General features: G+C 69.2%; 12 protein-coding genes. 6 read left to right on the forward strand and 6 right to left on the reverse strand.

All coding sequences use genetic code 11. The annotated features are described in order from the left end of the window. Nucleotides 1-35 precede the first annotated feature (35 nt). From CCR97_RS09935 to CCR97_RS09955, 5 genes are all read right to left on the reverse strand, one after another. The gene (locus CCR97_RS09935; RefSeq protein WP_111356705.1) at nucleotides 36-662 is read right to left on the reverse strand and encodes a class I SAM-dependent methyltransferase; all 627 of its coding nucleotides are present in this window, start codon (nucleotides 660-662) and stop codon (nucleotides 36-38) included. A 40-nt stretch (nucleotides 663-702) separates the two neighbouring features. Beyond that, nucleotides 703-1,911, reverse strand: a complete 1,209-nt coding sequence (locus CCR97_RS09940) for an ABC1 kinase family protein (RefSeq protein ID WP_245428796.1) — start codon at nucleotides 1,909-1,911, stop codon at nucleotides 703-705. Between the two features lie 944 nt (nucleotides 1,912-2,855). After that, nucleotides 2,856-3,221, reverse strand: coding sequence for a hypothetical protein (locus tag CCR97_RS09945; RefSeq protein ID WP_146618713.1), 366 nt, complete (start codon nucleotides 3,219-3,221; stop codon nucleotides 2,856-2,858). 447 nt (nucleotides 3,222-3,668) lie between these two features. Then, on the reverse strand, nucleotides 3,669-4,583 hold the full coding sequence (locus tag CCR97_RS09950; RefSeq protein ID WP_170145779.1) for an IclR family transcriptional regulator: 915 nt from the start codon (nucleotides 4,581-4,583) through the stop codon (nucleotides 3,669-3,671). A gap of 153 nt (nucleotides 4,584-4,736) precedes the next feature. Next, nucleotides 4,737-6,092: an MFS transporter gene (locus tag CCR97_RS09955; RefSeq protein ID WP_111356709.1), complete on the reverse strand. Its 1,356-nt coding sequence runs from the start codon at nucleotides 6,090-6,092 to the stop codon at nucleotides 4,737-4,739. 594 nt (nucleotides 6,093-6,686) lie between these two features. On the opposite strand from CCR97_RS09955, the gene CCR97_RS09960 reads away from it, so the two are divergent. The 4 genes from CCR97_RS09960 (at nucleotide 6,687) to CCR97_RS09975 (ending at nucleotide 10,093) form a co-directional block, all read left to right on the forward strand. Continuing rightward, on the forward strand, nucleotides 6,687-7,430 hold the full coding sequence (locus CCR97_RS09960; RefSeq protein WP_201159462.1) for an HpcH/HpaI aldolase family protein: 744 nt from the start codon (nucleotides 6,687-6,689) through the stop codon (nucleotides 7,428-7,430). 59 nt (nucleotides 7,431-7,489) lie between these two features. Continuing rightward, nucleotides 7,490-8,335 (forward strand): cupin domain-containing protein, encoded by an 846-nt coding sequence (locus tag CCR97_RS09965; RefSeq protein ID WP_146618714.1) that lies wholly within the window; start codon nucleotides 7,490-7,492, stop codon nucleotides 8,333-8,335. A gap of 67 nt (nucleotides 8,336-8,402) precedes the next feature. After that, nucleotides 8,403-9,074, forward strand: coding sequence for an NAD(P)H-dependent oxidoreductase (locus CCR97_RS09970; protein ID WP_170145780.1), 672 nt, complete (start codon nucleotides 8,403-8,405; stop codon nucleotides 9,072-9,074). A 53-nt stretch (nucleotides 9,075-9,127) separates the two neighbouring features. Continuing rightward, on the forward strand, nucleotides 9,128-10,093 hold the full coding sequence (locus CCR97_RS09975) for a DUF6282 family protein (protein WP_111356712.1): 966 nt from the start codon (nucleotides 9,128-9,130) through the stop codon (nucleotides 10,091-10,093). A 52-nt stretch (nucleotides 10,094-10,145) separates the two neighbouring features. On the opposite strand, the gene CCR97_RS09980 is transcribed toward CCR97_RS09975, so the two are convergent. Then, nucleotides 10,146-10,892 carry a GntR family transcriptional regulator gene (locus CCR97_RS09980; protein ID WP_111356713.1) on the reverse strand — a complete coding sequence of 249 codons (747 nt, stop codon included), beginning with the start codon at nucleotides 10,890-10,892 and terminating at the stop codon, nucleotides 10,146-10,148. Between the two features lie 703 nt (nucleotides 10,893-11,595). Between CCR97_RS09980 and CCR97_RS09985 the strand changes: the two genes are divergently transcribed. Next, complete coding sequence (locus tag CCR97_RS09985; RefSeq protein WP_420826068.1) at nucleotides 11,596-12,780, forward strand: CaiB/BaiF CoA transferase family protein; 1,185 nt, start codon at nucleotides 11,596-11,598, stop codon at nucleotides 12,778-12,780. 45 nt (nucleotides 12,781-12,825) lie between these two features. After that, nucleotides 12,826-13,428 carry a carboxymuconolactone decarboxylase family protein gene (locus tag CCR97_RS09990; protein WP_111356715.1) on the forward strand — a complete coding sequence of 201 codons (603 nt, stop codon included), beginning with the start codon at nucleotides 12,826-12,828 and terminating at the stop codon, nucleotides 13,426-13,428. Nucleotides 13,429-13,432 lie beyond the last annotated feature (4 nt).

The following is a 13,432-nucleotide window of genomic DNA, read 5'->3' on the forward strand; positions in this document are numbered from 1 at the left end:
GGGTCGCGGGCTGCTTCCCTGGCGAAGGGACGGCTTCAGGACGGATCTGGCTTTCGCGCGACGATGTAGGGGCCGGCCGGGTTCGTGCCGAAGACGCGCTCGTCGACGATCTCGAAGCCGGCGTGGCGGATGGTCTCGCGCAGCGCGACCTTGGTCAGCTTCTTCACGGGCGGGAACACCCGGAGCGCGCCCAGCACGAAGAACACACTGCGCAGCTTGAAGCTCATGTCGGCGAAGCACCAGGTCTTCGAGATCAGCAGGCCGCCGGGTTTCAGATGGGCGTGGATCTGGGTGAGCGTGGCCGGGAGATCGCCGACCAGGTGCAGCACCTGAAAGGCGCAGATCGCGTCGAACGGGCCGCCCGCGAAGGCGTTCTGCGTATCGGCGAGAACGAAGCGCAGGTTGTCGGGCGCCGGTTTGGCACGGGCGATGCGCAGCATCTCGGACGAGAAGTCGGTCGCCGTCCACGCTGCCACGTGAGGAGCGAGGCGGATCGCGGTCGAGCCCGAGCCGCAGCCGATCTCCAGCACCTGGTCGGTCGCGCGAAGCCGTCCGGCGGCGTCGGCCAGCATCGCCTCGTAGGCGGCCGTATCCTTCACGGGCTTCGCCGCGTAGCGCGCGGCGATCCGGTTCCAGAACCTGACGTGTCGAGTCTCGGCCATCGCGTGGGCTCTCCCGGGTCTGCTGTCGACGATGCGGCGGTCAAAGATGCGGCGCGACGATGGCCCGCAGGTCGACCCGGGCTCGCATCCGGGTGGCGAGCAGGTACAAGCCGCCGAACTTGCGCTGCAGGAACAGCGTGTCCATCGGCGGGATGCGGAAATAGGCGTGATCCTCGGCCATCGCCATGCCGGCCTCGCGCATGCGCATCGCGAGGTCGATCGCGCCGAAATCGAACGGCGCGTCCTGCCGCAACGGCTCGAGCGACATCTCGAACATCTCCAGCATGGCCCGTTCCAGGCGTTCCGGCGTGTCGCCGGCCACGACGCCGATGTCGCGCGCGCCGGTGCGGATGCCGTTGCGGTCGCCGGCGAGCCCGGCACGCAGGAGGCGGCGCCAGAGATCGGCGAAGTTCTCCGAGAACGCGCGGGTGGCGCCGAAGTCGAGCAGGATCACGCAGCCGCTCGCGCCGTCGTAGCGGTAGTTCGCGAAATTCGGGTCCGTCTGCATCAGCCGGAACACGAACAACTCCTGGAACAGGAGGCCGATCAGCAGCGTCATCACACGGTCGCGTTCGGCCTGCGGCGCGCCCACGAGACCGTCGATCGGTCTGCCCTCGACATAGCTCATCGCCAGCACGCTCGTCGTGGTGAGCTCGGGGTGCAGCGCGGGCACGCCAAACTCCGGCCTGTCGGCCAGGAGCGCACCGAACTGCGCGAGGCAGCGGCCCTCGCGCTCGTAGTCGGCCTCCTCGTGGAGCTGGCGCTTGGCCTCGGCCAGCATGGGGGCGATGTCGACGGTCCGCGGCACCAGCCCGGCGACGCGCAGCAGCGAGGCGACGTTGTTCACATCGGAGTCGATGCTGCGGCGGACGCCCGGATACTGCACCTTGATCGCGAGGTCGCGGCCGTCTTTGGTGCGCGCCCGGTGGACCTGGCCGATCGAGGCCGCGGCGACGGGGTGGGTGTCGAACGTCTCGAACCGGCCCCGCCAATCGGTGCCCCAGGCGTGGGCCAGCACCCGCTTCAGCTGCGGCCACGGCATGTGATGCGCGTCGGAGCGCAGGCGGGCGAAGATCTGCGCGAGCTCCGGCGGCAGCATGTCGCCGGCATCCATTGAGATAAGCTGGCCGACCTTCATGGCCGCCCCGCGCATCCGCGCCAGCTCGTCGGCGACCTTCATGGCATTGGCCGGCGTGAGCAGCAGGTCGCCGAGCCGCGGGCGCTCGCCGCGCGCCAGCTGCCGCGCCACCCCCCCCCCAGCGACGTTGCCCGCGAGGCGAGACCGCCCAGCTTCGCCAGCCGCGACAGGCGCGAGCTCGGCACGGCGAGGGCCTTTCTCTCGATTGTCCGATGCGGCATCGCTAGCTCCTGGCCGGCGGGGTGGGGCGACGGGGGCCGGGTGCGGTCACGGCTGGTCGGGCCACGGAGCCGGATGCCGTGTCCTTGCCGAGCTCCATCAGCCGCGTGCCGAAGCCGCGGCCGACCGCCGACACGCGCGACGAGGTGGCTGCCGATCTCCGCACGAACCGCTCGCTCCTCGGCAGGCCGGTGCCGACGATCGGCGGCCGTTCCGTCGAGGGCACCTGTCTCATGGGAAGGCCCTCGTGCCGTGCGCGACCGGCCCGGCCGTTCTCGGAGATCCGTGATAGGTGAGTTTTCCGCGGCAGCGAGTGACTTTGTCACAAGACGGCCATTCCTTCGCGCGGTGGACGCGGCCGTCATCGACCGCACGACCCGTCTGCAGCGCAGCCTCTCGCGGCGCGCTTTGCGACGCATATGCCCAAATGGTCTCGGCTGGAGCCGCTGCCGGCCGGTCTGCGCTGCTCGTGTTTGCAGCTCTGGACGAGAGGCTCGAAGGAAGCCGTCGCGAAACTTTCGTCTCCCATTCGCACTGTCGATTTTGTGCGAATCCTCTCTCGCACGATCTGGTGCGCTCCACGACGCGGAGAATGATCGAACCCAGTTGCTCTCCCTCCGCCACCGGACCGAGACGAACCGGGTTCGAAACGTCTCCGAGGTACGCTTTCCGGGGACGCGCCTCCGAGGCTCCATGCGAATTCGTCTCGCCCCTCCGCTCGAGCGCGCTTCACTGCATCGAGGGACGATCGCGCTGGGCTATGAGTCTCTGGCGGCAACGCTGTCATGTGCGCAACTCCAGCGGAAACGGCGTCGGTTCCCATAACTTCTCGATCTTCAAATTCCTGACGGTGATCGCCTCCCACTCGTGCAGCAGGGCCGCGAGTCTTGGCCGATCATCGGCCTCGAGCCGAGCGCACAGCTCGCGGACGCGCTGATATTTTGCTCGGCTCTCTTCGTCGTATGCAGGATTGTCGCCCCAGCCGTCGATATGGGCATCGCGGAGCGCACGTGCCCGGCGAGATCGCCGCGTGCGACGTCGACGATGATCCTGACCTCCGGCCAGTCGAACAGCTTGTGGCGAAACGTGTGCGCGGACACGAAGGTGAGATAGTCTTCGAGCGACGTCACCGATCGGAGTTTCAGGAGTGCCTGCTCCTCGAACGCTTCGATCAGGGCCTCCTGGATATCGGGCTGCGACATCAGCCAAAGCCCGGGACGGCGAGACCGCCTGTTCGCGAGGAACTCACCCCAGTTGAGCGAGAATGTACGACGGGCTTGGAACACATGGATCATCGCCCATTGGGGTTCGATCTCGTCGGCGTAAACCGAGCAAGACCCTCTCGGCTGCGACTAACGACTTGTACCGGAGGATTTGGGAGGCGAGGTCGGGAGAGGATGCCACGATCTGTGTCTCGGTAGGTCAGGACAAAAATCCGGTACCGGCAGAGCGGGGCCGGCAAGGAAAAAATTCATGTCCCAGCGTCGCCCGGATTGCGCCGCTCTTGCACACACCTCGCGGACGCGAAGCTCTCAGGACGGAGGGGGAGCTTCTCGTATGGCGCCCTGTGGACGAAATGATGCCCTCTCGGCGCTGAACTCGACCACCGGCACGGGCCGGCATCGCCGGGCGGCGCCGCGTGATCAGCGTCAGTCCGCGATGCGCGGCCGGCCGCGGCGGCGGCTCGGCGGGTCGTCGAGGCGCGGTCCTCGGGCCTGGTAGGCCGTGCCGCTGAGCGATTCGGACAGCAGCCGCGCATGGCGGTGCAGCACCTCGAGCTGATGCGGGTCGGCCTCGCTCGGGACGTTGCGACTGAGCCCGACGATCGAGAAGACGCCGGCGATCTCGTCGCCCTCGCGCAGGATCGGCACCGACAGCGTGTTGACACCTTCGATGATCTCGCTGTCGGCCGTGTCCCACATCCGCTCGCGCACCAGCGCGAGCCGCTCGCGCAGCAGCACCTTGTCCGTGAGCGTGTAGGGGGTCAGCCGGACGAGTTCGCGCGACAAGGCGCGGTCGACCATCTCGGGGGGCGAGAACGCCAGCACGACCCGGCCCTGGGCCGCCGCATGCGGCAGCGGGCGGTTGCCGGGCTTGATCGAGATGAAGACGCGGGCATGGATGTTGTCGGCGACGCTGACCACCTGGGTCTCCCAGCCGATCGGGACGGCGAGCAGCGCGGTCTCGCGGGTCTCGTCCCGGATCGCGGTCAGATGCGGGGCGGCGATCTCGCGCAGGTTGAACTGCTCGGCCACCGACTCGCCGAGCTGGACCAGCTTCCAGCCGAGCCGGTAGCGCTCGGTGCCGCCGTCCTGCTCGATGACGCCGAGCTGGCGCAGCGTCGCCAGATGGCGGTGCACCTTGGCCTTGGTCTCGTCGAGCGCCGTGGCGATCTCGGTGAGGCGCAGCGGCCGGCCGGCGGCGGCGAGCTCGTCGAGGATCCGGAAGGTGGTCGCCACCGACTGGACCGCGACGTCGTCGGTGTCGACCGATCCGGCGGGCGATGCGGTGCGGCCTTGTCCCGCCGAGGCGGCGCGCTTGGGCGAGACGGTGTCGTCGGTCATCGGCATCCCCACCTTCCGTTCGGCGCCCGGGCGGGCGGGCCTGCACGCCCGGCGGACTCCCCCGCACTCCCGGCCCGATGAGATCGGGGCACGCCCGCGGGCGTGCCCCTCGTCTCGTGGTGTCGTTGTATGTCGACCGGCGGACCGGAGCAATCAGGTCGCGGACATCACCTCGTCGCGGCGGACCGGCGCGGTGGCGCTGCGGCGCAGCTTGGGGATGACCAGCATCACGAGCCCGCCGATCACCATCATCACGGCCATGGCGTAGAGCCCGAACTCCACCCGCTGGGTGAGCTGCTTCACCCAGCCCAGGATGAACGGCATCGTGTAGCCGCCGAGATTGCCGATCGTCGCCATCAGGGCGATGCCGGCGGCGGCCGCGGCGCCGGTCTGGATGGTCGCCGGCAGCGCCCACATCACGGCGAGGCCGGCGAGCGCCGCGGCCACCGCGACCGACAGGCCGAACAGCGAGATGTAGGGGTTGAAGCCGAACATCCCGCTCAGCACCAGGCCGCCGGCGCCGACGAAGGCGCAGATCGCGGTGTGCCACTTGCGCTCGTTGCGGCGGTCGGAGTGCTTGCCGACGACGATCATGGCGATGCTGGCCGCCGTGAACGGAATGGCGGTCAGCAGGCCGTTGATCAGCAGGTTGTTGACGCCGAGGTCCTTGACGATCTGCGGCATCCAGAACGACAGGCCGTAGGTGCCGCCGAGCAGCGCGAAGTTGGTGATCGCGAGCAGCCAGACATTGACGTCGCGGATGGCGTCGCCGAAGCGGTGGCCGGCGCCCTCGGCTTTCTTCTGCAGATCCTCGGCGGTGAGCGCGTCGACCACCAGGCGGCGCTCCGGCTCGCTGAGCCACTTCGCCTTGGCCGGACCGTCGTCGAGATAGATGAACGCCGCGATTCCACCGAACACCGCCGGCAGGCCCTCGACCAGGAACAGCCACTGCCAGCCGGCGAGGCCGAGCGAGCCGCCGAGCGCGTGCATGATCCAGCCCGACAGCGGGCCGCCGATGACGCCCGAGAAGGCGATGCCGAGGAAGAAGATGGCGCAGATCTGCGAGCGCAGCCGGGCCGGGAACCAGTAGGTGAGATACAGGATGATGCCCGGATAGAAGCCGGCCTCGGCGATACCGAGCAGGAAGCGCATCACGTAGAACTGCGTCTCGGTGGTGACGAACATCAGCCCGGCCGAGATCAGGCCCCACACGACCATGATCCGGGCGATCCAGATCTTGGCCCCGAATCGCTGCAGGGCGAGGTTGCTCGGGATCTCGCAGACGCAGTAGCCGAGGAAGAACACGCCGGCGCCGAAGCCGAACGCGGCGTCGCTGAGCCCGATGTCGGCCGCCATCTGCAGCTTGGCGAAGCCGACGTTCACGCGGTCCAGGAACGAGATGACGTAGAGCACCAGGAGGAACGGCAGGAGGCGCAGCGCGATCTTGTTGTAGACGCGCCATTCGGGCTCCTGATCGGCCCCGAAGTTCGATCGCGGAAGAAAGTTCATCGGTCTTCCCCAGCTTGCTTTTTTGGTGCCGGCGCGAGGGTGGTCCGCGGCGGCGCGGGCGACGGCCCGGTCAGCGGGACCGGACGCGATGGGCGACCGACGCGGCGACGAGGGTACGCCGCGTCGGCGACGCGCCGACGGGGGGCGGCGCATCGGTGAACGGATGCGCCGCGGCAGCGGCGCCCGGACGAATGGCATCGGCAGGCGACAAATATGTCTCGTATTGCGAGACGATTTTCTTTATCTAGAGACATCTAGCTCCGAAATTTTCACCATCGTCAAGCGGCTTCCGGGTCACGATCGAGCCCTCCGGACTTTGTCCCGAGCATCTCGTGGAGGGGGTCGGGGGCGCTGCCGAATGATCGAGAGACCGGCGTGGTCGGCCATCAAGACACTGAAATACTTGATATAAAAAGACCGTCGTTAGCCGTGCTCGGGGGTCTTTATACGGGCCGCAGCCTGGCTTCCGGCGCTCCCGGCCCGGTCGGCTCCGCATTGACACGTATATCGTAGGTCAAAAATAAATATCGTAATACGGAACCGAGGCGGCCGACTCTATCGGCCGCATGGATCCCCACGTCCGACGAGAGTCCCATGCCTCTGACCCTGCCGAGAATGCCGCGCGACGGCCTGCGCATCGGCACCTTCGTGAAGACCGCATGTCCCCAGACCATCGAGATCCTGGGCATGAGCCGGTTGCACTTCGCCGTGGTCGACGCAGAGCACGCGCCGTTCGACCGCGTCACGCTCGACCTGATGATGACGGCGAGTTGCGCGGTCGGGCTGCCGCTCGCTGCGCGCATCCCCGAGGTTAACCCGGCCGTCGTCCTCTCCACCCTCGACATCGGCGCCGCCGGGCTCCTGGTGCCCCATGTCGACACGCCCGACATTGCCCGCGACGTGGTGGCGATGACGCGCCACCGCGGCGGCGTGCGCGGGTTCTCGGGGTCGCCGCGCTTCGCGCGCTACGGCACGCTGTCGATGGCGAAGTCGCTCGACGCCGGCGAGGACGCCTATGTCATGTGCCAGATCGAGAGCGCCGAGGCGGTCGAGAACGCCGCCGCGATCGCCGCCGTCGAGGGCGTCGACGGGCTGTTCATCGGCTATGCCGACCTCGCTCTGTCGATGGGGCTGGAGAGCCCGCAGGATCCGCGCGTCACGGCCGCCGCCGACGCGGTGATCGAGATCGGCCGCGCCGCCGGCAAGACGGTCGGCATGTTCGTCTCCAACACGGCCGAGCGCGACCGCTTCGCCGCCCGCGGCGTCAGCTGGATCGTCCTCGGCTCCGACCAGAGCCTGTTGCGCAACGCCGCCGACGCGATCGTGCCGGCCGCCTGAGCGTCGTGCGCCTCGCGTCACATCACCCGCCGATCTCCTCGTCCTTCGCAGAGTCCGTCATGTCGACATCCTCACGTCCGTTGCCGCCCGTCCTGGCCCGCTTCTACGATACGCCGCCGACCGAGACCGGCCCGGGCACGGAGACCTGGATCTGCCGCGCCGCCAACTTCGTCGTGACGGTCTCGCGCGTCGCCGCAGGCGCCGTGCTGACGCGCGACAATCCCGACGAGTACGTGCTGCTCTCCAACGATCTCGCCGCGACCGTGACGGCCGGCACGACCGGCGCCGAGACCATCGAGGCGGCGCCCGATTCGCTCACCATCGTGCCGCCGGGCGAGAGCCGCATCGTTGCGCGCACCGCCGGCACGCTCGCGCGGGTGTTCTCGGCGCACGCGACCGACCTCGCCGCGAAGGCCGCGAACGCCGCGGACTACGCCAACGGCGCGCCGCTCGTCGCGCCGCTCGGAGAGTGGCCCGCGCCGAAGGGCGGCTACCGGCTGCGCACCTACGCGCTCGCCGATCACGTCACCGAGGGCTCGTTCCTGCGCGTCTTCCGCACCGCCAATCTGATGGTCAACCCGCTGGTGCCGTGGGCGGCGGCGCGCGACGTGCACAAGCTCAGCCCGCATTCGCACGGCGACTTCGAGCAGGCCTCGCTCGCGCTCGAGAGCACCTGGATCCACCACCTGCGCACGCCCTGGACGGCCGACATGGACGACTGGGTCGACGATCTGCATGCCGAGATCGGCAGCCCGTCCGTCACCGTGATTCCGCCGACCATCGTCCACACCAGCCGCAACATCGCGCCGATGGGGCGCCTGGTCGATGTCTTCGCGCCGCCGCGTCTCGACTTCCTGCAGCAGGGCGTGGTGCGCAACGCCGACGACTATCCGATGCCGGCCTGACGGCCCCATGCGGCCCGGCGCGTCGCCGCCGGGTCGCTCGCCTGTCGCGCCCCACAGAAGGCCCCTCATGAACATCCTGGTCGTCCATGCCCATCCCGAGCCGCGCTCGTTCTGCGCCGCCATGAAAGACGTCACGGTCGAGACGGCGGCCGCTGCCGGCCACGCCGTGGCGGTGTCGGATCTGTTCGCCGAAGATTTCGATCCGGTCGCCGGCCGGCACGACTTCACGACCGTCGCCGACCCGGATTTGTTCCACTATCAGCGCGAGCAGGCGCTTGCCGCGGAGGAGGGCGCCTTCGCGCCCGACATCGCCCGCGAGCAGGCACGCCTCGCCGCCGCCGATCTCCTGGTGCTGCATTTCCCGATCTGGTGGGGCGCTCCGCCCGCGATCCTGAAGGGTTGGTTCGACCGCGTGCTCGCCTTCGGCTTCGCCTATCGGGACGGCACCCGCTTCGACAGCGGCCTGTTCAAGGGCAAGCAGGCGATCTGCTGCGTCACCACGGGCGGCACGCCGCAGCGATTCTCGGAGGGCGACGCCTACGGGCCGATCGACAAGGTGTTGTGGCCGGTCGAGCGGCTGACGCTCGCCTATCTGGGCGCCGCCGTGCATCCGGCCCACGTCGCCTATGCGGCGCCGCGCGTCGACGACGCGGCGCGCGCCGCGATGCTGGCGGCGTGGCGCGAGAGGCTCGCCGGCCTCCTGGCGGTCGCCCCGGCCGCCGTCCCGGTTCCGGCCTGACCGCGTTCTTCCGTTCCGTTCCACCGTTCCGCCGAGGCTTCGAGGAGAAGACCATGACCGCCACCGACACGACCGCTTCGATCGAGGCGCGAATCGACAGCCTCTTGGTCGGCGCCGTCGATCCTCACGTCCATTCCGGGCCGTCGATCGCGCCCCGCGGTCTCGATCATCTGGCGCTGGTGCGGCAGATGTCCGAGGCCGGCTTCGCCGCCGTGATCACCAAGGATCACGACTATGCGGGCGTCGCGACGGCGGCCCTGATCACGGCCAACTTCCCCGAGCTGCGCACCCGGATCTTCTCGGGCATCGCGCTCAACAACGCGGTCGGCGGGCTCAATCCGTGGGCGGTCGAGCACACGGCGGCGATGGGCGGCAAGATCGTGTTCATGCCGACGCTGGCGGCCGAGCATCACCTGCGCTGGGAGAAGACTTCGGCGTGGTCGCATCCCGCCTCGACGAGCAAGATGCGGCCCGCCGTCGGCGTTCCGGTGGTCGATCCGAACGGCAAGGTGCGCGACGACACCAAGGTGATTCTCGACATCGTCGCCCGCACCGGCCTGGTGCTGGCGAGCGGCCATCTGCACATCAGCGAGACCTGGGCCGTGTTCGAGGAGGCCAAGCGCCGCGGCGTCGAGACCATGGTGCTGACCCATCCCGAGGACATCGTCGAGGCGACGCTCGACGACGTGCGCGGCCTCGTCTCGCTCGGCGCCCATGTCGAGCACTCGCTGTGCATGTTCATCGAGGGGTCGAAGTTCAAGACCCGGACGGGCGAGGATCTGAAAGCCCAGATCGACGCCGCCGGCGTCGACCGCACCATCATGTGCTCCGACCTCGGCCAGACCGGCGTCTACTCGCCGCTGGAAGGCTTCCGGCGCGGCATCCGGCTGTGCATGGATCTCGGCTACACCGACGCCGACATCCGCAAGATGGTCGCCACCAACGCGGCGCGGGTGTTCCGGCTAGAGCCGGAGCAGGGCGCCGTCGCGACGCCCAGGAAGGTTCCGGTTCCGGGCTGACGCGGGCCCGGGGATCGCATCGACGCGCGCGGCGTCGCGACCGTCGCGGCGCTCACTTCAACTTCATGTCGATGCGCAACGTGTCGCCGCGATACTGGCCTTCGCCGACGAACACCAGGCAGCCGTCGCGGTCGACGACGGTGCGATGGACGATGGCGACCGGTGCGTTCAGCGAGACGTCGAGGAGCTTCGCGGTCTCCACGTCCGCGGTCGCGATCGTCAGCGTCTGCCGCGCGTCCTTGATCTTGAGGCCGGGGATGTCGGCGATCAGCTTCAGGGCCGGCTTGGTCTGGAAGTCCTTCTTCGAGATCTTGCCGACCAGGCGCTCGTCGATGAACAGGTCGCTCAGGTAGTAGGGCGTGCCGTTGCGCGAATGCAGGCGGCGCATGCGCTGATAGGCCGGGGCGAGCTTGCCGATCGGGTGCATCACATGCGCCGGCTGCATTCCCCGCTGCTCCGAGAGGGTCTGGATGACGGCGTTCTCGCGCGGCATCAGCAGCCCCGACCAATCGGTCGCGACTTCGCACCACGCCTGCACCTCGGGGCGCTTGCGCACGAACGTGCCCTTGGCACGGAACCGCTCGATCAACTGATCCTTCGCGAGCTCGTCCAAGGCCTGCCGAATGGTGGCGCGGGCGACGCCCACCTCCTCGGCCAGCTCGTCGACGGTCGGGATCTGCTGCCCGACCGGCCACTGGCCCGATTCGATTCGGCGGCGGAACAGGCTGGCGAGCTGAATGTAGCGCGCGACGGCGCTGCGGTTGAGATCGGGCGCGATGTCGGTCTTGGGTGAGGTCATGGTCCAGGCTCGGCCGATCGATTCGCATCGGCGCACGTATGGCAGCCGGCACGACGCCGTGTCCGCCAGTATGCCACGCCCGTCTGACGCAGCGGCAGGCGCCGAGACGCCGCAACGTGGATCGCCTCACGGACGACGGTAACGTCCGCCGCGCCACCGAGAGCGCCACGGCCTGCCGTGCGCCATGGTGTCACGGATGGCGGGTAATAGCTCATTCCTCTAGCCAATTCAACCAAGCCGCACTAGCTGCATCGCACCGCTCGCGCGGCGCGCGAGTCGTGTCGTCGGGGCATGACCACGGCTCGGGACGCGCCCACGCGCCGACGCGCGGCGGGTGACGGCCGCGCGGTCGTACCGTGCCCTGAAGCCGGGGACCGCCGTGCAGGCCAGGATCGAGCAAAACGCGCTGGACATCGCGGCTATTAGGTCATAATTCTGACCTAACGGCACTTTGCTCCTCCCGGGCGGTGCCGCGGCGTCGTCGCCAGCCGTCGACCGACGCCACGACGGCCCGGCGGGCCGACGCCGGGCGACACCGGCGCGACCGCGCATCGATCGGCCGGACGATCACTGACGCGACCATCGCGAGACGCATACAGCCGGAGCCGCCATGCCCGTACCGACGTCACCTCGGCCCGCCGAAGCGACGGCCGAATCGCAGCCGCCGCGGGTCGGCCCGCTGGCGAATATCCGGGTACTCGACATGGGGCGCATCCTGGCGGCGCCGTGGGCGACCCAGATTTTCGCCGATCTCGGCGCCGACGTGATCAAGATCGAGCGCCCCGGCGTCGGTGACGACACGCGCGGATGGGGGCCGCCGTTCCTGACGAGCGCGAGCGGCGAGCCGACCCGCGACGCCGGCTACTTCCTGGCCGTCAATCGTGGCAAGCGGTCGGTGACGATCGACATCACCAAGCCGGAAGGGCAGGAGATTCTGCACCGGCTCGCGGCGACGGCCGATGTCGCGATCGAGAATTTCAAGGCCGGCACGCTGGAGCGTTATCGGCTCGATGCCGCCTCGCTGCGCGCCGTCAATCCGCGGCTGATCTACTGCTCGGTGACCGGCTTCGGCCAGGACGGTCCGCGCAAGGACCAGGCGGCCTACGACTTCGCGATCCAGGCCATGGGCGGGCTGATGAGCGTGACGGGCGAGCGCGACGATCTGCCCGGTGGCGGCCCGCAGAAGGTCGGGCTGCCGATCGTCGACCTGATGACCGGCATGTATGCGGCCGTCGCCGTGCTGGCCGCGCTCACCCGGCGTGCCGAGACCGGGCAGGGCGAGACCATCGACCTCGCGATGCTCGACGTCCAGGCGGCCGTCCTGGCCAACCAGGCGATGAACTGGATGCTGTCCGGCAAGGTGCCGCGGCGCGGCGGCAACCGGCATCCGAACATCCAGCCGCAGGACGTGTTCCCCTGCGCCGACGGGCATCTCGTGCTGGCGGTCGGCAACGATGGGCAGTTCGCCCGGTTGTGCCAGGTTCTCGACCGCGCCCAGTGGGTGACCGACGAGCGGTTCGCCAGCAATGCCGGGCGGGTCCGCAACAACGCGGTGCTGACCGCGCTCTTGAGCGAACGCTTCCGCAGCTTCGAGCGCGACGCGCTGATCGCGGCGCTCGACGCCGTCGGCGTGCCCTGTGCGCCGATCAACACGATTCCGCAGGTCTTCGACGACCCGCAGATCCGTCATCGCGAGATGAAGCGGGACCTGCCGCACCCGGTCGCCGGCACGGTGCCCCAGGTCGTCAGCCCGCTGCGCTTCGCCGAGGCTCCGCTGCGCTTCGACCGGCCCCCGCCGGTGCTCGGCCAGCACACCCGCGACGTCCTCGCCGAGCTCGGGCTCGATGACGCCGCGCTGAGCGACATGGCCGCGCGCGGCGTGACCTGACCACCGTTCCGTCCCGATCCGAACCGACGAGACCGCGAGATCGCCATGCCCCGGATTCCGCTTCCCGAGCCCGACGAGATGACGGACGACCAGCGCGCCGTCCACGCCACCGTGGTCACCGGCAAGCGCGGCAAGATGATCGGGCCGCTGCGGGCCGTCATTCACAGCCCCGAGCTCGCCAGGCGGTGGTCCGCGCTGGGCGAGTTCCTGCGCTACGACACCTGCCTGCCGCCGCGTCTGAACGAGCTCGCCATCATCGTGGTCGGGCGGCACTACACCAGTCAGGTCGAGTGGTGGGCGCATTCCGCCGCCGCCGCCGCGGCCGGGCTCGGCGCCGAGATCATCGAGGCGATCCGGGTCGGCGAGGCGCCAGTCTTCGCGGATCCGGACGAGGCGGACGTTTACGAGTTCGCCCGTCAGCTCGTGCAGTCCGGGCAGGTGGAGGATGCCGTCTACGCGGCGATCGTGCAGCGCTTCGGCGCTCGCGGGGCCGTCGAGCTCGCCGGGGTGGTGGGCTACTACACGATGGTGTCGATGACGCTCAACGTCCACGTCGTCCCGCTGCCGGACGGGCTCGCGGATCCGATCGCCCCGCTGCCGCAGTCGGACGGGCTGATCACGACGCTGCCGCCGGCCCGCCGCATCTGACGAG

Origin of the sequence: Rhodoplanes elegans, from assembly GCF_016653355.1 — a bacterium.
Classification (GTDB): Bacteria; Pseudomonadota; Alphaproteobacteria; order Rhizobiales; family Xanthobacteraceae; genus Rhodoplanes; species Rhodoplanes elegans.